Genomic DNA, 22,291 nt, shown 5'->3' on the forward strand with positions numbered 1-22,291 from the left:
CAAAGGCTGCATTACAGAGCACAGACGCTTCATTTGAATTGAATAGCACGAGTAGACTTGGTGTCTGCTTTGCTGAAAACCAGAGTGATCTGGTCCGGTTGAAAAACGTCGAAGAGACACGCCCTCTTGTTGGAGGCCGATGTTGTCTCCGATGTGAATGAAGCGTGTGCAGTTCTTTCTGGCAATTGAATGTCCAACACGACAACGACAATTTCTCTGACACGTTCAGATGAAGCGCGGCTCCTGTTCGGGCCGGCTGATGCTCACCTTCGCAAAATTCGCGAGTCTCTGGGAACGAGTATTGTCCTGAGAGGCGACACGATTGTGCTCGAAGGAGAGAGCGAGCAGGTAAAGAAAACCGCTGCCATTTTTGGACAGATGCGGGATGTCCTGCGTCGTGATGGTGTCGTCCATGATGAAGTGGTCACGCGGCTGATTGCAGGCAACGCTCCGCGAGGTGGAAACGGTCAGGCCTCTGAGATCGACCTGTTTGAAAAAGCCAAAAAGATTCGCCCACGTACCGCTGGTCAGCAGCGCTATGTCGATGCGATTCGCAAGCACGACCTGATTTTCTGCGGAGGACCAGCTGGTTGCGGAAAGACCTATCTGGCCGTTGCGATGGCAGTGAATGCCCTTCGTTCCGAACAGGTCCGCCGCATCGTGCTTGTTCGTCCTGCGGTTGAAGCTGGTGAAAAGCTGGGGTTCCTGCCAGGTGATATGCTGGCAAAAGTGAACCCGTTCTTGCGACCACTTCTGGATGCAATGAACGATATGCTCAACTTTGAGCAGGTTCGTCTGTATATGGAAAACGATGTTGTCGAGATCGTCCCGCTGGCGTTCATGCGAGGCCGTACTCTTAATGATACGTTTATTATTTTGGACGAAGCGCAGAACACCACTGCCACACAAATGAAGATGTTTCTCACTCGAATGGGAGAAGGATCTAAGATTGTTGTGACAGGTGACCCGACGCAAACGGACTTGCCGGAAGATGTTCAATCTGGTTTTAATGATGCAATCAGCCGACTCAAAGGGATTAGCGGTGTGACGCTGGTGGAATTGGGTGGGGACGACATCGTTCGTCATCGACTGGTACGTGAGATTGTCAAAGCTTACGACCAACCTGATTCCCGACCTCGCAACTGAGTCTGAGCAAAAGGAGCAAAGCTCTTTCTGGATTCAGAAAGAGACTGAACGCAATGTTCGGCATTGGCCCTAAACGTAGTCGTGTTCCACGCTCGGTCGCACTTCGCCGTCCTCAGACGGTGTGGACGCGCATCGGGAATCTATTCCAGAACCGCGGCTTGCAGCTGCGGTTAGGGATCGTGTTCATTGAATCGCTTCTGCTGGTAATTGCATTGCAGAGCTGGAAGGCTCCCTTTACATACCGGCTTGGCGATTACGTTCCGCATGGAATCAGCGCTAAGATTGCTTTTGAGCGGGAAGATCGGGAAGAAACTGAACGTGCTCGCGACCGTGCTGAAGAAGGTGTCGCGCTCATCTTCAGAAATAATCCGACGCCGCTGCAATCATTGCCTGATGAACTTCGGGCCGGCCTGGGGGATATTGCGCAAGCAGATTCCCTGTCGAAATTGAATGCCGAAACTCTCGATGATTTCGGTCTGACGACCATCGTTCCGCAGACGGAAAAAGCGAAGGAAGCCGTCGAACGTTATGGGGCGAAGTCTCCTGAAGATCGCTTTGAAAAACTGCGTGCCGCAATCGTCGGCCCGGATCAGTCAATGGCTCAGCGTCGTATCGATACGATGGTGGAGCAGTTCGCGCAATTCATTGATCCGCTATTCGATACCGGAATCATCGACCCGAAAGATGTACGGCTCGGGATTTCTCCAGACAAGCGAATTCTGGTTGTCGACGAGAATCAGCCTGATCGAACTGGCCGTGATGTGTTGTTGCCAATGGTGCGACTGCAGGACCAGTTGAACGAAGCAGGGCAGTTGGGGCGTTCCTGGGCAAAGTATCCCAGCCTGGAAAAAGACATTCAGCCAGCGCTTTCTTACTGGCTGTTCAAGCGAGCCCAGTCGACTCTTCGCTTTGATCAGGCAGCCACCAAGTCTGCAATCAGCAAGGCGCGAGACAATGTGGAAGTTCGCCTGATTCGATATATCGAAGGGGATACGCTCATTCGTCCAAAGGGGACGGTCGATGCCGACAAATTGACTCTGCTGCAGGACGAATACGAAGCAGCAGAAAAGCAGATCGGTTGGGGCGCCCGCTTTTCCCGTATGAGCATTATCTTTTTGATGGTGCTCGTACTGGCGGGATTGAACGGCTACTACATCATCGGAAACGAGCCAAAGCTCGCGAAAGATGTCGGCCGACTGGTCACATACTGCACCGCGATTGTGATAACGGCGTTCATCGGACGGCTTGTTTCATTTGACCCGTTGCGAGCGGAAATCGTTCCGTTACTGACTGTCGTGTTGCTGATCGGTGTTGCATATAATCAGTTCCTGGCAACACTGACAGCCTTCTCGCTGGCACTTGTGTTGACCATGTCGACAACGGGACGCCTGGAAGACTTTCTGGTACTGCTGGCGACATCGGCAGCAGCAATTATCCCACTGCGTCGCGTTTCATCTCGAGCCACCCTGATCAAGATCAGCTTTATCTCGGCGTTGACGTATTTTGTGATCAGTTTCGCTGCCGCGGTTGTGGAAGCACAGTCGTTAAGTGAAGTCTACCGAAATACTCAGTTCCTCGTGATGAGTGCCAAGGGAGCCGCCCTCTGCATGGTCGCTGGCTATCTTGTCGCAGGGAGTTTGCCGTTCGTTGAAAAAGTGTTCGGCGTTGTGACGGACATGACGCTTCTGGAGTTGAGCGATCCATCACATGCATTGCTTCAGGAACTGGTTCGCCTTGCACCTGGGACATACAACCACTCGAATGCTGTCGCAAGTATTGCGGAGCGTGCCGTTGAACGGATCGGTGGAAATGGTCTGCTCGTCCGTGTGGGGGCGTACTTCCATGACATCGGGAAGATGCTGAAGCCGCAGTACTTCATTGAGAACGTGCAGGAAGGGTCTGTCAGTCGTCACGCACAGTTGAACCCGGCGATGAGTACGCTGATCATCATTGGGCATGTGAAAGACGGAGCGGATCTGGCCGAACAGTACGGATTGCCACAGCCGATTATTGACCTGATTGAACAGCATCACGGAACGACTCTGGTCGAATACTTCTTCCGTGAAGCGACTCGAATTGCCGAATGTACACCGGACCATCGCAGCGATGCAGAAGAGTCCTCGTTCCGATATCCCGGGCCGAAGCCTCAGACGAAAGAGGCCGGTGTTTTGATGATCACCGATGCCTGCGAGAGTGCCTGCCGGACATTGACCGAGCCAACCCCGAAGCGAATCGAATCGCTTGTGAGTAATATCGTGATGCGTCGGTTGCTGGACGATCAGTTCGATGAGTGCGATTTGAAGATGTCTGATATTCGCATGATTCAGGATTCGATAACCAAGTCTTTGATCGCGTTTTATCACGGTCGAATCAAGTATCCAGAAACCCAGGAAGCGCGGACCGCCTGATGTGGGAGATCGAACTGGTCAACGAGCAGTCGCTGCTTGAGATTGACCAAGAGTGGGTGTTGACCGTCGCGCGGATGACTCTGGAAGCAGAGCAGGTGTCGGCTGCAGAAATCGTGCTGGCCATCGTTGATGATCCTGCAATTCATGAAGTGAATCGCGAGCATCTGCAGCACGACTATCCAACCGATGTCGTCAGCTTTGTTTATTCGGCCGATGAGTCAGGCCGTATTCTGGATGCTCACCCGAGTGCACCCAGAGGGCAGGGGCTCGTACTGGACGGGGAACTGGTCGTCAGTGCTGAAACCGCAATGAGATTGGCTCCTGAGCATGGCTGGAAGCCACAGGAAGAATTGGCTCTCTACATCGTTCACGGGTTACTGCACCTTTGTGGATACGATGATCTCACCGACGGTGAGAAGGGGCATATGCGACGCCGTGAGCAGGAGATTTTGAAGCTCTGGGGGCTCACTCCGCACTACGATGCAGCGTCTCTGCCAGCAGAATAGAGCCTCCCTCGAAGTGGTGAGACCTGTCTGGCAGTTGCGTTGCAGACACCAGAGGTCGAGCGCTGCCGATGATGTTCAATCAGCACCGGTAGCCAACAGAAAAGAGTGACACACCATTGGTGAGACGCTCTCTTCTGTGTTATCGGGATTCCGCCTTCTTCATTCGAGAAAGTCGCTGCGCGCGGCCACTGAGAGGCCGATACGGTCTAGTTCAACATCTCATTAAGAACAGACTGCGGTGCGAAATCGTACTTCAGTGGTTCCATCGAAAACGAAGCGCGGCCTTGTGAGAGGCTGCGAACGTGTGATGAGTAACCGAACATCTTGGCCAATGAAACTTCGGCCTGCAGAGCGGTGAGGTGGTCCCGAGGCTCGCTGGCAAAGATCTTCGCGTGGCGCTGGTTCAGATCTCCCTGAATGTTTCCAACGAATTCACTTGGAGTGACGACCTCCAGTTTCATGATCGGTTCCAGCAGGCCAATGTCGCCCTTCGTCAAAGCGCTTTGCACGGCATATGTCGCTGCCGCCCGAAGTGCTTCTTCTGTCGTTTCGCCGGGACGGTAACCAACGTGCAGGATCGTGATCTTCGTTTTGATGATGGGATAACCAAGAATCCCGCCTGATTGAGCAGAGTCTTTCACTGCTTCCCGAACGACGTTTTCGAGTTCGAATGGGATTGTGTCAGGCGGAATTGCAGAGATCACTGTGATTGGTTGTTCGGAATCGAATGGTTCGACACGCACGCGAACGCTGGCAAATGCGGTTTCGCCGCCAGTCGATCGCTGGAAGGTTTCTTCTGCTTCCGATTTACTCTTCACGGTCTCACGGTAAGAGACACGCGGCTTGTGGACGCGAACGTTCAGATGGAAGTCGCGCTGCAATCGCTCTCGAAGAATTTCAAGGTGCAGTTCTCCCATCCCTGAGATGAGAGTCTGTCCTGTTTCTTCGTTGATCTTGGCTTTGAATGTGGGGTCCTGGCGTCCAAGACGAACCAGAGCATCTTCCAGCTTTTTGCGGTCGGCGTTTGTTTCCGGTTCGACCGCCATCGAGATCACGGTTTCCGGGAACGTGATCGATTCCAGCAGGATCTGATCATTCTGTTCGCACAGGGTATCACCAGTAGCGACGTCTTTTGGCCCGATGATTCCGCAGATGTCTCCCGCTTCGACGAAGTCGGTTTCAATCTTCTCGCGTGAGTCGGCCTGAATATGCCACATCTGGCTGCAGAATTCCTTCTTTCCTGTACGAGGATTGAGAAGGCGGGTTCCAGACTTCAGAACGCCTGAATAGACGCGAACAAAGCACAGGTCGGCATGCTTATCGGCGACGATCTTGAAGATCAGCGCGGCAAGTGGTTCCTTGGTGCTTGCATGCCGTTCGACTTCCGCCTTTTCGTTCTTCTTCGGCTTCGGATTGATTCCTTTAACGGGAGGAACATCCAGTGGACTTGGCAGGTACTCAGCAACGCCATCCAGAATCGGTTGCACTCCGACATAGTGAAGTGATGTTCCGGCGTAGGTCGGCTGAATCTCACCAGCGAGCGTTGCGGCTCGAAGGATACGGTGGATTGTTTCCGGGTCGAGATCGCCTTCAGAGAAGAACTTTTCCATTGCGGCATCGTCACGTTCAGCGACGACATCGATCAGTTTCGACCGCCATTCTTCTGCGATCTCTTTGTAATCGTCCGGGATCTCTTCTTCCCGAATCTCCCGTCCTTGAGACGCTGAATCGAAATACAGGGCTTTCCGGCGGATCAGGTCGATGATCCCTGAGAAGCCGTGCTCCGCCCCGATTGGAATGGTCAGGGGGACTGGATTTGCTTTCAAGCGTTTTCGCATCTGATCGAGAGTGCGCTCGAAGCTTGCGCCGATGCGATCCATTTTATTGATGAAGCAAAGTCGCGGGACTTTGTATCGGTCAGCTTGCCGCCAGACCGTTTCGCTCTGGGCTTCGACACCTTCAACAGCACTGAAAACAACGACCGCGCCGTCGAGAACGCGGAGAGAACGCTCGACTTCTGCTGTGAAGTCGACGTGTCCCGGAGTATCGATCAGGTTGATCGTGACTCCCTTCCATTTGCACGTAACGGCTGCGGAATAGATCGTGATTCCGCGTTTGGATTCTTCTGGGTCGAAGTCGGTTTCTGTTGTCCCGTCATCCACATTCCCCATCTTGTGGATCGCTCCAGCATAGAAGAGGATTCGCTCTGTGGTTGTCGTTTTCCCGGCGTCGATATGAGCGATAATGCCGAGATTCCGCAGTGTTTGAATTGGGACGGGCATCCGAGTTTACCAGCTGAATACGACGGTCTGAAAACAAATATAGCTGCACACAAGATGCGTGCAGCTATATCACAATTCCGTTGTGAGCAACTCGCTCTAAAGGCTTACCAGCCGAAGTGAGCGAATGCGCGGTTTGCGTCTGCCATACGGTGAACGTTCTCACGTTTGGTCATTGCAATACCTTCGCGACGGTAGCCGGCAATGAACTCATCAGCGAGAGACTGAGCGATTGGACGCCCTTTGCGACCGCGGACGGCTTCCAGGATCCAGCGAATTGCGAGAGCCTGTTGACGACGGCTGCTCACTGGGGTTGGAACCTGGTAGGTTGCTCCCCCGACTCGCTTGGAGCGGACTTCCATGTGAGGCTTTACGTTCTCAATTGCTTGAGAAAAGACCTCAGAAGGAGGAACGTCGGTGATCTTCTTTTCGATGATGTCCATGGCATCATAGAACGCACCGAAGGCGACGCTCTTCTTGCCATCATACATCAGGCAGTTGACGAATTTGGTGACCAGTTTTGATCCGTATCGCGGATCTGGCTTCAACTGGGCTTTGCTGGCTGTAAAACTCTTAGCCATTGCTTGCTTTCAACAATCTCAATTTCATTGCGAGTCACGGCATTCAGACAGCGCTGGAAAAACACAACCAGCACCTACGATCTGCACGACAGATCGATCTTACTCCACCAGCGAAATTGCTGGTGTCGTGATAACTTCGCTTAATGCACTTCCGGAGTCTGGGGAGCGACCTATTTAGGACGCTTGGCCCCGTAACGGCTGCGGGCTTGACGTCGCTTCTGGACGCCGAGTGTATCGAGCACCCCGCGAACGACTTTGTAGCGAACCCCTGGCAAGTCGCGAACACGACCGCCGCGGACGAGCACGATGGAGTGCTCTTGAAGGTTGTGGCCTTCCCCTGGGATGTACGCTGTCAGTTCTTTACCGTTAGACAACCGGACGCGGCAGATCTTTCGAAGAGCCGAGTTCGGCTTCTTCGGCGTCATGGTACGAACCTGCAAGCAGACCCCGCGCTTCTGCGGGCAGCCTTCCAACAGAGGTGTTTTGGTTTTGGAGGTCTGCTTTTTGCGGGGTTTGCGGACCAATTGGTTGATTGTCGGCATGGATCCGTTCGTCGCGTCTTTTCAGTACGAAATGGACAACGCCGCACACCAATTTGTTGGCGCGGCGAGTAAGGAATCGAAAACTTTAATACGGACGAGAGACGCGGTCAAGCGTAACGAGAGCCGTTCTGTCAGATCGGCAATCTGGGAAGGATTTGCCTGATGCTGCAGGTTTTGCGGCCTCGTCTCGACGTCCGTTTCGATGTGACTGGAGCGCAAGTGGCTGTAAGACAATGGTTTAACGGCAATGTTACAGGTTCCGCGAAGGGAAAAGCAAGGTCCCTGTCGCGGGAAATCGCATGCTGCCGTTATTCCTGAATCCAGCTCTGGGCCGCTGCAATGTCTGTCTGGTCGAAGTATTTGATCTTCGCTGTCGTAAATGGTTTGCAGAAAGTTGCCATCCCTGCTTCCCATTTTGACTCGCCGACGATTGCCAGTCGGTTAATGTCGCTGAAGTGCGAGAAGTCGAATTTGGTGTCCTCCCAGAGTGCCCCAACCGTCCACCCGTGGAAATCCTTCAGGGAAACGAGCAGTCGAATTTTGCCCTGGTCCTTGATTCGTTGCTGAATCACAGGGACAAAGTGCTGGTAGTCTTCGGTGGTCAGTTTTCCGGAAAGATGGATCTCCAGATAAATCCCATTGTGGCCTTCGTGGACTTCAACTGGCATTGAATTTTCCTTGTAAGCAGGCAGAGGGAAAGTATTCCGGAGATCACATTCGAGGTCAGGCCTGAGTGCGCTGTTCCGGAGGGGTAAACTGAAAACGACTGCATTGGCTGAAGAATTCCAATGGATTGTCGTAGACGACTCGTTTGATTTTTGCGTCGGAGTGTCCGCGTTTCTTCATTTCCTGAATGAAGTCTGGAACGGCCAGCGGGTTGCTTGGTCCCCAGTCGCCAGCCGAGTTGACCAGAATGCGGTCCTCTCCGAATCGCTCAATAATATCTGCTGCCCGAGCCGGTGTGCATTTGGTTGTCGGGTAAAGTGTCATCCCGCACCAGAACCCGTTGTCCTTGGCGATCTTGACCGTGTGTTCTTCGACATGGTCGATGCAGACTCGATGACTGGGAATGTCGTTCCGCTCTTTGAGCATATCGACGATCATCCGCGTCCCTTTGTACTTGTCCTGCAAGTGTGGAGTATGAATCAGGACAAGTTCGTTCAGTCTGGCTGCGAGGTCGAGATGTTCGCGGAAGACGGTTGATTCGTTGGGAGTGTTTTTGTTGAGCCCGATTTCTCCGATTCCGAGAACGCCAGGAGTATTGATGAACTCCGGGATCATCTGAATTACATCTCTGGCGAGTGAGACGTTCTCCGCTTCTTTGGCGTTAATGCAGAGCCAGGTGAAGTGTTGAATCCCTGACCAGCCAGCACGTTTGGGCTCGAATCCTGTTAACTGGTTGAAGTAATCGCGGAAACCTTCAACAGTTCCACGATCGAACCCTGCCCAGAATGCTGGTTCACTCACCGCGACGCATCCCATACGGGCCATACGCTCGTAGTCGTCGGTCGTGCGGGAAACCATGTGAACGTGTGGATCGATGTAATACATGGACTTGGTCATCAGTTCTGGGGCAAGATCGCCGGGGACGAATCTATCATAAGTATGATAGTCGCGTTTGTCTGCCCTTATTGCGTCAATGTGCGTGGCCTGTCTGGAGTTCAGGCAATCGATGGCTTCAGGATTGAGAGTGAGTCTACTTTGGTGTTGGGGTGATAGCAGTGCAATGTCCCCTGAGCATCATTGAGATACAGTCGTCCGCACGGATTGCACTGGTACATGAGGCGCGTGGATTTCGACAGCAGTGTCAGCAGAGTGATCGAGGCTGCTTCGACATCGATCTTCTGGGCGGCCAGTCTGCCGAGGACTTCCGATTCAATTCGTTCCAGAAGTTGTTCCCAGTTCTGGTCGGGAATCAGGCGTGCTTTGTGAGGGAGCGAGTCTGTCTGGTCCGGAATGAGATGGCCGCAGTGGCAAGTGATCTTCATTCACGTCTCCTTGAGCAGTGGAAGTGCTGGTGTCGATTATACAGCAGTCGTCGGACTCGTTTCGAACATCGCCGTAAATAAAAAACTTCCCCGAGGGAGTGGTCTCCGTCGGGGAAGCTTTGGTGATTGAAGATGGCAGGTGAAGACCTGAAGGTCTCGTGTGGCTATGCCAATCGCAGATGGGCAATAAGTTCTTCTGGAGTCTTGATATACCCGATGTAGAATGGGCCAAACTCTGCGTAGCGGGCGCTCGCTTCGTCGAATCGCATCGTGTAGACGATTTCCTTGACGAAATCAGGAGTGCGAGCCCAGAGTGTGACACCCCATTCCCAGTCGTCGAGACCGGTTGAAGCGGTGATTAGCTGTGACACTTTCCCGGCGAATTTGATCCCAGATGTCGCATGCTCGGCCATCAGGTTGCTGCGGTCGGTAAACGAAAGCTGGTACCAGTTGGCGTTCGGATGGCGGATCTTGTTCATCGGGTAGAAGCAGATGACTGGCCATGCAGGAGCGTCTGGATAGAGACGTTGCTGGTTCATCATTGGCAGGCGTTGTTCGTACGCTTTCACCTTCGCGAGGTAGGCGGGGTCTTCGTCGCTCGCTCCGAGGTTGCGAAGTTTTTCTGCGTACTGCTCTGCAGTTGGAACGTACTCAGAAATTTCGGTGATCGAGACGAATGAGTATGTTGGAGTCAGTGCCGGGCCGAGTTTGCACGAGCGGATCGCATGCTTGATGGCGTCGATCTTCAGTGGGTCTTTGTCGAGCAGCATCAGGCCGAAGTCTGCACGATGGCCTGAGGTGACAAAGGACAGCAGTCGCTCGGTGGCGAGAGGGCCTTCCGGGTTGAGAATTTCTTTCAATTCCGCGGCTCCAGCAGCACGGTCTTCTGCTGAGAGCGAGTTGAGGACCGACTGATTCACTGCATAGTAGAGATGCAGGCAGTGCCAGCCAGCCTTGAGTTCTGTTGTTGGTTCTGGCAGAGGTTCAGCGGAGTGACCTGGGCGGCTCATGGGAAATCCTGTTCTCTTCTGCGGGGGCGACAGCAGTTCGTGAATCGGTGTATCACAACCTGCTTAACGCAGGGGAATTGGATGATGGTTGCGGATCTGTTCGTGCGGTTTCTGCAGGGGATTTTCGTCAGTTTTGTTTACCTAAAGAGGCTGACAGAACTTACGTAATTGCAGGAGTTTCTTCGTTTCTTCCCTGGAAGCCTTCTCGTGGCAGCCAGTCGCAGAGTCGAACTCCCAGCTCGTACAGGAAAAGCAGTGGGAACATCATCAACAACATGCTGACTGGGTCAGCTGGCGTCAGGACGGATGATAAAATTGCAATCACCAGAATCGCCATGCGGCGCTGTTCGCGGTAGACGTTAACCGTGAAAATGGAGATTCGTTCGAGGAACAGCATGACCAGTGGAAGCTGGAAGCTGATACCGAACATCACCGGCAAGAACACAGCGAAGCTGATCCACTCAGAGAGCCGGATCTGTGGTTGAATTTCCAGCGTTTTGTTGAAGTTCAACAGGAAGTGCAGCACGAATGGAAAGACTGCAAAGAAGCAGAACATGGTCCCGATCAAAAACAGCATCAGGCTCATGATTCCATAGACGTAGACATACTTCCGTTCGTGGGGGTACAGACCTGCGGCAACGAACAGCCAGAGTTGATAGAAGATCCAGGGACTGGCGATCAGAACCCCGGAAATGATGGAGACCTTCAGGTAGGTCATGAACGCTTCCTGAACGTTCAGGGTGACCGGGCGGCGTTGCTGTTCGACGGTTGCCTGAAACTGAGCGAACTGCGGGGCCTGCAGTGTCAGCTGGATTTGCTTTGGCGCTTCTGTTGCAGTCGGGGTTGGAGTCGCGTTCTCTGGTGTCGGGGAGTCCGCTGCCGGGGAGACTGGTTTGACAGCGGCAGCTGGTGTCTCCGTCTTGATCTCAGGGAACTGCTCTGGGGCGACTGCGTGTAATGCTTTTGCCAGCTGGTCGACAGGTACAGTCACCGTCACCTGTTCTGGAGTGCTCTGTTCCCGCTCGATTTCCAGTTGCTCAGCCGATTTGCGCCCGGCAAGGAAGTCCTCGAATCCCTGGTAAAAACTGAAAGCAACATTGAGTCCCCAGTCGCGTTTCAGGCGTTCCCAGGAGGACAGATTTTCGTCTTTGGGGATCGGTTTCGAGTATTCTCTCAGCGCACTGTCAATCGGGGCACGCACAAAGGCAACCAGCCGTTCGCCCTGATACAGGCAGATGACGACTGAGAATGACAGACCGATGAGAGCTCTGATCAGATGTTTACGGAGAATTTCGAGATGTTCCCCGAATGTCATCGTGGAATCGTCGAAAAGATCTTTAGTTGGCTTTTTCATCGAGAAACCCGGGGATACCAGTCAACGTTTTAACTGCCGAATCACCAAACACGGCAGGACACGGTATCCACTCGATTGGCCCGCAACTGCAGGCGATTTGAGCGGTACGGCTGAAGCGTTAAATTGCTTCAACCTGCTTGCCGACGCTGCTTTTGGTGCAGCCTCGTTGAAGAGACAGACAACTCAGAACGGCAATGCAAGTATCTTATGATGCGTTCTTCCCGGATGCAAACCTGCCTGAATCTTCACGTATCGTGGCGTCCGTTCGCCCAGAAACATGGCTCTGACTGGGCTGCCGGCCTTATTTCAGGAACTGGAATCGGACCGGATGCTCGATGACGGAGGTGCTTCAGCCTTGGAGGGGGCTGATTTGGGGGCCGGACTCGGTGCTGACATGGTCTGCGCCGACATGGTTCGAGATCCGATTCTCTGGACTCCATCTGGGAGTTGGTGTCTCCTCCTCGGAACTTTGTCCTGAGTGGAGCTGATAGACGTCAGGGCCGGTTTCCCGAAAGAATGTGCGAAACCAAAGCATCTGTTGAACGCGTGGGCGAGGGCGGACTAACCGTACGGTGACGCCTCGGTCCAGCCAGTCAAACAACATTCCGAAGAATCCACTCGGGACATATTGAACGGCATGCATGTCGATGGCAAATGAGTCGACTCCCTCTGACAGCACAAGCCGAAACAGTGTATCCCGAATCAACGACAGGTCCGCACCGTCCCAAATCTCCATGTCACCAATGCTGATGACGTATCCGTGCTCCGAATCTTCGACAGTCAGATTGTGGGTGTACTTACGTTCGGCCATCTTGGTTGCCCCGGCGTTGAGCGTTCTTACTCGGACACCGTGGGGATCACGCAAGCGTTAGGCCATATTTGAAACAGATTGAAAACCGATGAAGGCTCTCTCTCTGTAACATGTTTTGGTGTTGATGTTTAGTCGCTGTTAAGAAAATGAACGCAGGGTGTTCGTGACACTTATCGGCGTTGCGAAATGTCAACGGGCGTCTGTGGTCTGTTTCGTAACTGCATCGTCCGGCAAGTCGGGTTCTTGCGAACTTTGGACTGGTTTGGAAGAAGCTGGAGCAGTCGCCTTGTTGACCAGATAGATCCCCAGCGCGACCAGAACTCCTCCCGCCAGCAGGCCAATGGATAATGCGTCGCCACGCAGCCAGACACCGAGTGCGACACCGACGATCGGGGTGCCAAAACTGAAGACAGAAACCTGAGAGGCTCCATGCCTGCGGAGTAGTGTTGCGTTTGCTCCGAAGCAAAACCCTGAGACGATGAGTCCGGCATACATCAGGGCCCACCAGGAGGCAGGCGTCATCGGGCGGAACTCCATTGTTTCAACGAATGGGCTGACTACAAAAAAGAGGGCTGCACCAACAACGTCATGCCAGAGGATGAGCGTGCTGGGAGCGATTTCACGGACGCTGTTCTTGGTGTAAACGATTTTGACTGCAAGAAAGATTCCGCTGAGAGCGAGGATCAGATTTCCAACCAGAGTGGGAGTGTCGATCGTGTCGCTGTTGTGAATTCCTGTTTCGACGAAGACCCATCCACACCCGATGGCTGCAACCAATAGTCCGATCCATTGTCTTCCTGCGAGTCTCAGTGTTCTGGAGATAAAATGCTCCCAGATGGCGACCCAGAAAATGTAGGAGTTGACCAGAATCGACGCGTGAGAGGTGCTCGACTGGTCGGATCCCAGATTAAATGTGGCGATCTGCAGGAAAAGCAGGACTCCCATCCACCAGACGATTGACCAGTGGCGTCTGGCGATCCCCAGTGGAGCTCCTTCCCAAAGACACCATCCCAGCATAAAGACCGCTGCGATTGCGAATCGAAGTCCCCCAACGAAGAGGGGAGGCATGACGTCCATTACGAACTGGTTGGAAACAGCAGTTCCGCCCCAGAATGTCGTCGTCAGGATCGCAAGGAACACGGCGCCCATGGTCATGGGCTGAAAGGAGGATTTCTGCGGTTTCGCTGGGGAGGACATGGGAAGATGAACGGCAGTGCGTCTGATTTGTGACGAAAGTTAAGTTGAGACCAGTGACGTTTTCTCAACCGGAATTTGCTGCGAGGAAAGTGATCGAATATGTCTTGTCGTTTAACCGTGACTCACGGTGAGTCATTGAGCGGGAGGTTGACGAGAAGCAGTTGCAGGTGAGCCGAGACCCTCCAGCATCGATTCACAATCAGCACTAAAGCATTCCTGTTAAAACAGGCGAGAGAAGATTGTACCGTGCGAACGTGGGTTGATGAACAACCTCTCTTTTTTGTCATGCATGAATGGTTCATGCGTCCTGCCGGAACAGACTGGACACATGGTTATGGAAATGGATTTAACAATGTTCGCGCGATGCCGATGTCGTGAATAGATGCGTTGATGTGTTGGCCGATCATTGTCGGAATGTGCAACGCATTCAGTGCCAGAAACGTCATTCAAATTAATGGTGTTTTCGAAGGTTCCCCTTCGATTTCTGCAACATATTTCGGGATCGCATACCCCGGCAGGCGACTGCGGAGTTTCTCCACGAGTTCAAGGCCTGTTTCAACGGTCACTTCGAAATGAGAACTTCCCTGCACCCGATCGAGCTGATGCAGGTAGTACGGCATGACCCCAAGATCGACACAACGTTCGCACAGTTCTGCGAGTTCTTCGACAGAATCATTTACTCCACGGAGGAGCACCGCCTGATTAAGTAATGGAATCCCCGAGGTACGCAGGCGGGCAAGTGCATCCGCGCAGTCCCCGGTCAACTCGCGGGCGTGATTGGAGTGAACTACGAAAGTGGTCTGCAATCGACTGTTTGTCAGAAGTGAACACAGTTCGTCGTTGACCCGAGACGGTAAGACAATTGGCAAACGGGAGTGAATGCGCAGACGTCTGATATGCGGAATCTCTTCGATCTGAGAGACGAGAACTCTCAGTTTCCGATCAGAAAGTATTAATGGATCACCGCCACTTAAGATGATTTCGTGGAGAGTGGGATCGTTGCGAATGGCATCCAGTGCAGGGAGCCATTGATCCAGTGACTGCGGTTCCTGCCCGTAAGGGAAGTGCTGGCGAAAGCAATAACGGCAATGGACCGCACACGAACCATGAGCAATCAGCAAAGCGCGGCCATGGTATTTGTGGAGCAGTCCCGGGGCGATTCTGGCCGATTCGTCACCCACCGGATCGCTCGAGTAACCTGCTTCTTTCTGATGCTCGGACTTTTGTGGAAGTACTTGCAACAGAAGAGGATCAGTCGGGTTTCCTGGCTCCATACGCAGGAGATAGCTCTCCGGAACCAGAAGTGGAAACTCCCCCGGCTGGGGCTGAAACGAATTGGCGACTGACTCCGGGATCTGCAGTCGGGAAAGGAGGGTCGGAACGTCTCGAATGGCTGCGGCGAGGTCACGCTGCCATCGTCGGTCATCAGAGGAGATTTCTTCTCTGTTGACATCCCGATGCGGCAAGATTTCCTGACTCACAGCCATATGCTATTCTTCCACTCTCGATTCAGACGGTATTCTTTACAGAGGATATCAGACTGGAAAATGACAGAGTATCTCTTGGAAGAAATCCGTGCTGGCAGCCGAGTTCGTAGCTGGAATGGCACCGGTTTTTCCAGGAGCCTCGTCGAGATCTGACTTGAACGAGACGCTGCATCCGCAGCTTATTCATTTGAACTTTCCCCATGCCAACTTAGCGATTCGCTGGAAAAAGACCAATGCCACAGATCAATGCCGGAGACTTTCGTAAAGGACTCAAAGTCATCCATGAAGGCTCCCCTTACGAAATGATTGAATATCACTTCGTGAAGCCGGGAAAAGGACAGGCTCTGTACAAAACCCGTATTCGTAACCTGCTGACCGGGACCAGTCTCGACATCACATACCGAAGTGGTGACAGTCTTGAAGAGGCCGACATCCGTAACGCTGACGGCATGTTCTCTTATTTCAACGGAACCGACTACATCTTCATGGATAACGAGAGCTTCGAACAGGTTGAGCTCTCCAAGGACGTTTGTGGCGAACAGATGAAGTACGTTAAGGAAGGCGAACCTGCCGGCCTGATGTACTGGAACGACCAGTTGATCGGCGTGACTCCTCCGAAGCACGTGATCCTGGAAGTGACCTACACCGAGCCAGCTGCTCGCGGTAACACAACTGCCAACGTCAGCAAGCCAGCCACCGTCGAAACCGGTGCTGAAGTGTTTGTACCAGCGTTCATCACCACAGGTGAGAAGATTCGTATCGCTGCTGAAACCGGCGAATACCTCGGCCGAGCATAAGGAACGATTCCCGTATTGAGTTCACCTTTCACAGTGGATTCATACAGAGATGTTCTTCAATTGAAACTCATGTTTCTCCCTCAGGTGTCTAAGCAGAGACCTGAGGGATTTTTTCGTTTCAGGCTTCGCTTCATACATGACGTGGTAAACTGCATCTGATCCCGTACTTCCCACTGAGGAGCCATTGAATGAAGAGCGAGCGCGCGAAGATGTTGGATGGCGAACTCTACAACCCATATGACGCTGAGTTGACTGCGGCAAGAGAACGGGCCAGAGACCTGTGCCATCAGTTGAATCTCAGTCGCGAGCGGGATGCGGACTTACGCCGTTCGTTGCTGGTTGAACTGCTGGGAAGCGGCGGAGAAACCGTCTCGATTCAACCGCCGTTCTATTGTGATTACGGAACAAATATTCGGCTGGGAGAACGGGTCTATTTCAACTTCAACTGCGTGGTGCTCGACGTCAGCCAGGTGACAATCGGTGATTTCACACTCTTCGGGCCGGGGGTTCAAATCTACGCCGCGACACATCCGCTGAATGTGGAGTTGCGACGCAAGGTGGAACTCGGCAAGCCGATCGAGATTGGTTCTGATGTCTGGGTTGGCGGTGGAGCGATCATCTGCCCGGGCGTGAAGATCGGTTCCCGGACTGTGATCGGGGCGGGAAGTGTCGTCACGAAAGACATTCCTGAAGGAGTCGTCGCCGCCGGCAATCCGTGTCGTGTTTTACGAGAAATCCACGAGTAGAATGATCCTTGGATTCCGGGGAAATTTCTGCGTGGATACGGAATTCTCACTGAGTTTCAACTGTTGCTGTCTCGGCGTCGCAGGGAGCGAGCTGTTCTAGTACTCGCCGATGATGTCATCGCTCGCAACGGTTAATAAGGCGACATACGTGGTCATGTCGATATTTTCGTTGATGCCGCGGACTGATCCGTCTGCCATCACGAAATTCGCCATCCCGGCGTGAAAACTATAGGCAGCGCGCGTATTGCTGCAGTTGATTACGCATTTGCCTTTGTTGGTTGCATTGGCGGTCGTGGTTCCGTCCGCAGTGTATGCAACGAGGGCCCAGGGAACAGATTCTGCCCAGCCATTAAGAGTGTTGGTTCCGGAGATTGTTGCGCCACCTTTGACATATTTCGCCGGTCGTCCTGCGGATTCAATGAGCATGATCGTATTGGACAAGCCATCGGTGATGTCGCGTGCCTTGCGAACCCTTCCACCACCAATAAAGAATCCATCGGTCGATTCAGGAAGTGTCATTCCATATTGATGAGTTGTTCCCACGCTCAACGCTCCGATGTAGTCGTTCACAGAGAACTCCCAGCCATTTGATCGTGCGTCGCTGCCTGTTGGTGCGGTTGTCTTTGAGCCTGACATCACCACTCGGAATCCTTCAGGGTTGCTCGGGCAGACCTGAAATGGAAGGTGAAACTTCACCGCTTCTGCATTGGCGTAATTGTTGAAGGCGATGCTGTAGTCATAGATCTCAGACAATGGGTTATTGTCGAGGTAAGGCAGGATTTGTGCCCCCCAGTAATGGGTTCCACTGTTGGAAACTGATCCCGGTGTCAGCGACCCTGGGAAGAACTGATACGTGGATTCAAAGTTGTGGAAGCCGAGCCCCAACTGCTTCATGTTGTTCTTACACTGAGAACGACGGGCGGCTTCTCTCGCCTGTTGTACTGCAGGAAGCAACAGGGCAATCAGGATCGCGATGATGGCGATGACGACCAGCAACTCGATGAGAGTGAAGCCGTGTCGATGATATGTTGGTCCCGACGCTGTCGATCGAAGTCGGTGGCGATTCAGGGTTTTCATCTGCGATTCCTATGTGTGACGTCGCACACAATTTGGTGAAATCCCATCTGACGCTGGCGGAGACCGTGATCTGTATCTGTTATCGAGTGAATTCGAAATTCAAATACTTGCCCGAAGATCGTGCGTGTCTTTGGCTGGCAATGGAGATCCCCATCGACCCGATTTTCAGGGAATAGATGGGGAGTTGTTGGAAAATTGGTAAGTCAATCGGGAACGAGTCAGGACTCGATTTCGTTTGAGTATCATGCTCTGAGAAGCTGTCACACTCGTTGTCGAATCGCAGGCAGGGAAAAGCGTCTATCTGGTCTGCTGACCATGTTCAGTGGAAGCTGAGCAGGGTTACTTTCCGACGGCCGTTTCTGCTGTGGTGACCTGAGGAAGTTCAGGCGGACGAACACGAATTCGCGGTTCCGACAAGGCTTCCAGAAAACCTTCGAGATCTTCAAGGTCCTGAGCGTTCAGCCCCAGTGGTTTCAGCAACGGAGACTTCTTCGGAAACAACGCGTCGTCCTGCTGGTCTTCTTTGGGAACGAGAGTTGGCATCCCGGCGTTATACATTCGCAGCACATTTGGAAGCTCAAACAATCCGTTGTGCATGTAGGGGCGTGTATTGGAAATGTTGCGAAGTGTCGGAGTGCGGAAGCGTCCGACATCATCTGCGTTTGACGTGACTTCGTAGCGTCCTCGGTCTTCATACTTGCGACCGTAATAACTCAGTCCGATATCGTGGAACTGGTTGTCGGACAGCAAGGGGCCGTTGTGACAGTTGAGGCATCGACCGGTCGTTCGGAAAACATCGAGTCCTCGAACTTCCGAGTCCGTCAGTGCTTCAGGTTTCCCCTTCAGAAACGTGTCAAACCGACTGCGTCCGCCGACCAGTGTTCGCTCATAACACGCGATTGCCTGTGCAACGCGTTCGATGGTGATTTCCGGATCACCGAACGCTTTCCGGAATCCTTCCTGATACCCCGGCAATGCTCCGAGGTGTTCCTGAATGGAGTCTTCAGAGCAATCCATCTCAAGAGGATTCGCGAGAACCTGTTCCGCCTGATCTTCAAGTGATTTTGCTCGCCCGTCCCAGAAGAACGTGTCGAAATGCGCGAGATTCATCAGCGACGGAGAATTCCGTTTGAGTTCGGAGCGGTTGAGCCCGAAAGACACTGTTTTTCCATCAGTCCAGCCAAGGTCAGGATCATGGCAGGATGCACACGCCATTTCCTGAGTCCGCGACAGCCGTGGATCGAAAAAGAGAGTTCGTCCGAGTAATGCCTTCTCTTTTGAAAACGGGTTGCTTTCAGGGTGCAGGACCTGAGGGAGAAGGCCGAGTTCCTTCCAGATCACACCTTCGTCAATTGTTGGAGCAGGCCACTCATTGGTCGGTTTTGAATAGGCTTCCCGCAGTTTTGTTGTTCGCTCCTGCAATTGCTCAGGAGTTTCTGTCGGGCGAGGAGGAATACGCTCAAAGAAGCCGGCCCGACCAGTGAATCGCTGCGACTTTGGGGCGTCTTCCGTTTTCACGGCCGGCGTTTGTTCCGGAGCGTCCGAAGGGGATTCCCCATCGTCACCGTGAGTCCACTGAGTTGAAACAAGGGACGCCAGCAAAGTAAGAACAGCGAGCGAGGTTGTTCTGGACACAGCAAAATTTCAGTGAAGTGGTTCTGGTGACGAAGCAGTCAAAGCAACGGTAATGCAACGGTGGGAACCGGTCGTACGGGGGTATTATTGGTTTAGTTGAGATTGAGTGTCAATCTCAGTGATTGGAAAGTTTTTCACGGCGGACCAATGCCGGGAGTTGGTGAAACCTCTAACTGCTTTTGAGGTAAATGGTTGCGGAGTTAGAACTTCGTCTTGAGGCGATCGCCAGTTCCTGAGACACTTCGCGGATTCGGTAAACTCCGTTCAGACTCTCTGCTTCCCCTGTCAGATCTTCTTACTCAAGCGGTTCCCCACCGTGGTCGTGGTTCGAATACTGTTCGTCGGCTTGCTTCTCTGCTTCCCGGGCTGCATGAGTCCTGGTGGTGGAGTCATGTCCCACGCGCGCATTCCGATTACGAATCCGTTGCTGGTGGCGACTCAAAATGAAGAGTTGGTCTGGGAACGGGCCGTGGACGTCCTGCACGACTTCCAGTTCGAGATCGGTCGCGAAAACCGGTTGGGTCGGACAATTGAGACATTGCCAAAAGTTGGTTCCGGGGTCTTGGAGCCTTGGCATCATGATTCTGTTGGGTTCGCGAGCCGCCTTGAAAGCTCGTTGCAGTCCATCCGTCGAATTGTCGTTCTCAGTTTGCAGCCGGACGACAACGGTCAGGGATATCTGGTGAGCGTTGCTGCTTACAAGCAGTTGGAAGACGTGAATGGCGTCTCTGGAAATTCAGCTGGAGCGTCCACATTCTCGGAAAGCACTCCGCTTGTTCGCGACCTGAATCCCGTGGTGGGGCAATCGGCTCCATCTCGATGGATTCCACAAGGCCGCGATGCCGCTTTAGAACAGGCGATGCTGAATCGTCTGCGTGACGTATACGCCTGGTAATCGTTGATCCTTTAGATCGACGAGCCGATAACGTTTCAGCCTAATTTGCAGCCTGCTGCGTGGCCCCTTCCGGTTGTTTAAAGCGGTTCAGCGTGTAGTAGGCAACCGGGTGGAGCAAAGGGAGCTGCTTTTGTGAGCGGACTCCATCCAGATGAAGTTCGTGAACGTGCCCGCGCTGCAGTCCTTTCACGACAAGCCGAATTGTTTTGGCGTCGTCGCTGACGGAAACAGATTCGATGACCGGGGTGGTTTGATCGACTTCTGGGCTCCCGTAGGCTGACTGATAAATATAAGTGTACGTTCCCAGCGTATAAGAGTCTTTCGAAGAGGCGGTCTTCACATCGACCGGTTCTGTCATGGTCAGAGTGAATCCATCCTCATTCAAACGCATGGTCTTGATCTCAAATGGAGTTTTCCCAGTCCAGTCGAGGCGTTCCACGGAGAATTCGAGCTTGCCGCGAGAGCCCCAGCCGCGTGCGGTTCCGCCTGCGAAAATGGACCCTTTCTCGCTGGATTCCAGCCCGACCAACCCTGAACCAAATCCTTCACGGAACGGGAAACAGGCTCCCTGATAGACACCATCGATCTGTTCGAGATCGACTCGCATAATTTGACTGTATGTCTGGTCGGCGACGAACAATTGCTTCTCAAACGGACCGAATTTTCCTCCAGAGAGATCGCAAGTGATCCCGCTCGCAGACTGTCCCATCTTCTTGTATGGGAAGTAGATAGCAGGGAGTTCGAGTTCCGGAATTCGCTCCGCCTCGACGACCATGCGTCCGCCGGACTGCGGCATTTGAGGGGACTTGCCCAGAATCTTCTCTGCCTTTGAATACCAGTTAAGTCCCCCGGGATGACCAGCAAACTTCCCAGGTCGCAAGACGCGGAGAGTACAGGTCCCGTTCCAGGGCCCTTGATTGTCCGTATAGAAGACGTCTCCGGCTTCATTGAATCCCATTCCGCCCGGTGAGCGAATGCCGCTGGCAGTGGGAACCATCTTTCCATTTTCATTCACGCGTACGCACCAGCCACGATAGTCCGCTGCGCTGCTGAAGGAGCCTGTCAGACAAAGTGTGATCCAGAGATCCCCATTGCGATCGAACTTGGACCCGAATGCGTATTCGTGCTGGTCTCCGGAGATCCCCCAGGCATCGCTGACGACTTCATACAGGTCCGCTTTGCCGTCGTTGTTGGTGTCTTTCAGTCGAGAGACATCGCATCGTTGAACGACATACAGCCAACCATTCCGTTCTGCCAAACTTAGGACTTCATGCAGTCCGTGAGCGAATCTGGTGAACTGGCTTGCTCGAATTTCTTTTGAAAATGGGTCTGTGATCATCCAGATCTCGCCGCGTCGTGAAGCGACTGCGAGACGCCCATCAGGCATCATCTGGAATGCGCCTGCTTCAAGAACGACGCCTTGCGGGATCTCGGCGGTGACGATCTTATAGTAATCCGCTTCGGACGGAGGATCGGCTGCGATCGCCTGCGAGATCAGGCACACAACGAGGGCGAAACCTGTGGCGGTTGCTTTCAGTGTGTCTCGCATTGCAAATCGTCCTTCAGGGTACTTCCATCAATCACGCAGCATCGCTGGCACGCAGGATTCAGCATTTCTCCAATTGAGAAGACTGCTGTGCGGCCACACGATAGACCGAACCGGTCAGGAAACAGTTGTATTTCCGTTGATGTGATGGATACCGATCTGAGTCGCTGGAGTCAATCGGCTCGCCGGAATTGTCGAGTGACTGTCGCTCTGTCCCGAGCTTGGAATACAAGGGAAACGCCGGTTATTCGCTCTGCAAGCGACAGGAGACTGGATATGATTGCTG

20 protein-coding genes are annotated in these 22,291 nt (G+C 53.2%); 6 read left to right on the forward strand and 14 right to left on the reverse strand.

All coding sequences use genetic code 11. From position 1 onward, the window contains the following. Positions 1-189: 189 nt before the first annotated feature. From SH527x_RS17850 to ybeY, 3 genes are read left to right on the forward strand one after another with little or no spacing between them, the layout of a single operon-like run. On the forward strand, positions 190-1,146 hold the full coding sequence (locus tag SH527x_RS17850) for a PhoH family protein (protein WP_437192038.1): 957 nt from the start codon (positions 190-192) through the stop codon (positions 1,144-1,146). Positions 1,147-1,199: 53 nt separating this feature from the next. Further along, entirely contained in the window at positions 1,200-3,554 is a 2,355-nt protein-coding gene (locus SH527x_RS17855; protein ID WP_437192039.1) for an HD family phosphohydrolase, read from the forward strand. Continuing rightward, the gene (gene ybeY, locus SH527x_RS17860; protein ID WP_437192040.1) at positions 3,554-4,060 is read left to right on the forward strand and encodes an rRNA maturation RNase YbeY; all 507 of its coding nucleotides are present in this window, start codon (positions 3,554-3,556) and stop codon (positions 4,058-4,060) included. The genes SH527x_RS17855 and ybeY overlap by 1 nt, the downstream gene beginning before the upstream one ends. A 206-nt stretch (positions 4,061-4,266) precedes the next feature. Here ybeY and fusA read toward each other — a convergent pair whose 3' ends face one another. The 11 genes from fusA to epmB form a co-directional block, all read right to left on the reverse strand. Then, positions 4,267-6,342: an elongation factor G gene (fusA, locus tag SH527x_RS17865; RefSeq protein WP_437192041.1), complete on the reverse strand. Its 2,076-nt coding sequence runs from the start codon at positions 6,340-6,342 to the stop codon at positions 4,267-4,269. 104 nt (positions 6,343-6,446) lie between these two features. After that, entirely contained in the window at positions 6,447-6,920 is a 474-nt protein-coding gene (gene rpsG / locus SH527x_RS17870) for a 30S ribosomal protein S7 (RefSeq protein ID WP_437192042.1), read from the reverse strand. A gap of 170 nt (positions 6,921-7,090) precedes the next feature. Continuing rightward, positions 7,091-7,462: a 30S ribosomal protein S12 gene (rpsL, locus tag SH527x_RS17875; protein ID WP_437192043.1), complete on the reverse strand. Its 372-nt coding sequence runs from the start codon at positions 7,460-7,462 to the stop codon at positions 7,091-7,093. Between the two features lie 308 nt (positions 7,463-7,770). Next, complete coding sequence (locus tag SH527x_RS17880; protein WP_437192044.1) at positions 7,771-8,130, reverse strand: STAS/SEC14 domain-containing protein; 360 nt, start codon at positions 8,128-8,130, stop codon at positions 7,771-7,773. A gap of 55 nt (positions 8,131-8,185) precedes the next feature. Continuing rightward, entirely contained in the window at positions 8,186-9,013 is an 828-nt protein-coding gene (locus SH527x_RS17885; RefSeq protein ID WP_437194650.1) for a TatD family hydrolase, read from the reverse strand. A gap of 110 nt (positions 9,014-9,123) precedes the next feature. Beyond that, complete coding sequence (locus tag SH527x_RS17890) at positions 9,124-9,450, reverse strand: hypothetical protein (protein WP_437192045.1); 327 nt, start codon at positions 9,448-9,450, stop codon at positions 9,124-9,126. A gap of 164 nt (positions 9,451-9,614) precedes the next feature. Then, entirely contained in the window at positions 9,615-10,460 is an 846-nt protein-coding gene (hemQ, locus tag SH527x_RS17895) for a hydrogen peroxide-dependent heme synthase (RefSeq protein ID WP_437192046.1), read from the reverse strand. 160 nt (positions 10,461-10,620) lie between these two features. After that, complete coding sequence (gene tatC / locus SH527x_RS17900; RefSeq protein WP_437192047.1) at positions 10,621-11,814, reverse strand: twin-arginine translocase subunit TatC; 1,194 nt, start codon at positions 11,812-11,814, stop codon at positions 10,621-10,623. A gap of 349 nt (positions 11,815-12,163) precedes the next feature. Next, complete coding sequence (locus tag SH527x_RS17905; RefSeq protein WP_437192048.1) at positions 12,164-12,625, reverse strand: STAS domain-containing protein; 462 nt, start codon at positions 12,623-12,625, stop codon at positions 12,164-12,166. A 189-nt stretch (positions 12,626-12,814) separates the two neighbouring features. Further along, the gene (locus tag SH527x_RS17910) at positions 12,815-13,780 is read right to left on the reverse strand and encodes a DMT family transporter (protein ID WP_437192049.1); all 966 of its coding nucleotides are present in this window, start codon (positions 13,778-13,780) and stop codon (positions 12,815-12,817) included. 488 nt (positions 13,781-14,268) lie between these two features. Beyond that, positions 14,269-15,309, reverse strand: a complete 1,041-nt coding sequence (epmB, locus tag SH527x_RS17915) for an EF-P beta-lysylation protein EpmB (RefSeq protein ID WP_437192050.1) — start codon at positions 15,307-15,309, stop codon at positions 14,269-14,271. Between the two features lie 233 nt (positions 15,310-15,542). Here epmB and efp point away from each other — a divergent pair, with 233 nt between their 5' ends. Continuing rightward, on the forward strand, positions 15,543-16,106 hold the full coding sequence (efp, locus tag SH527x_RS17920; protein ID WP_437192051.1) for an elongation factor P: 564 nt from the start codon (positions 15,543-15,545) through the stop codon (positions 16,104-16,106). 188 nt (positions 16,107-16,294) lie between these two features. Continuing rightward, on the forward strand, positions 16,295-16,852 hold the full coding sequence (locus SH527x_RS17925) for a sugar O-acetyltransferase (RefSeq protein WP_437192052.1): 558 nt from the start codon (positions 16,295-16,297) through the stop codon (positions 16,850-16,852). Between the two features lie 96 nt (positions 16,853-16,948). On the opposite strand, the gene SH527x_RS17930 is transcribed toward SH527x_RS17925, so the two are convergent. Both SH527x_RS17930 and SH527x_RS17935 read right to left on the reverse strand, forming a co-directional pair. Next, on the reverse strand, positions 16,949-17,929 hold the full coding sequence (locus SH527x_RS17930; RefSeq protein ID WP_437192053.1) for a DUF1559 domain-containing protein: 981 nt from the start codon (positions 17,927-17,929) through the stop codon (positions 16,949-16,951). Between the two features lie 339 nt (positions 17,930-18,268). Further along, positions 18,269-19,564, reverse strand: coding sequence for a cytochrome-c peroxidase (locus tag SH527x_RS17935; protein WP_437192054.1), 1,296 nt, complete (start codon positions 19,562-19,564; stop codon positions 18,269-18,271). Between the two features lie 391 nt (positions 19,565-19,955). On the opposite strand from SH527x_RS17935, the gene SH527x_RS17940 reads away from it, so the two are divergent. Beyond that, positions 19,956-20,459, forward strand: a complete 504-nt coding sequence (locus SH527x_RS17940) for a hypothetical protein (protein ID WP_437192055.1) — start codon at positions 19,956-19,958, stop codon at positions 20,457-20,459. 40 nt (positions 20,460-20,499) lie between these two features. On the opposite strand, the gene SH527x_RS17945 is transcribed toward SH527x_RS17940, so the two are convergent. Beyond that, entirely contained in the window at positions 20,500-22,008 is a 1,509-nt protein-coding gene (locus SH527x_RS17945; protein ID WP_437192056.1) for a DUF7133 domain-containing protein, read from the reverse strand. Positions 22,009-22,291 lie beyond the last annotated feature (283 nt).

The organism is Planctomicrobium limosum, assembly GCF_051465645.1.
In the GTDB taxonomy this organism is placed as follows: Bacteria; Planctomycetota; Planctomycetia; order Planctomycetales; family Planctomycetaceae; genus Planctomicrobium.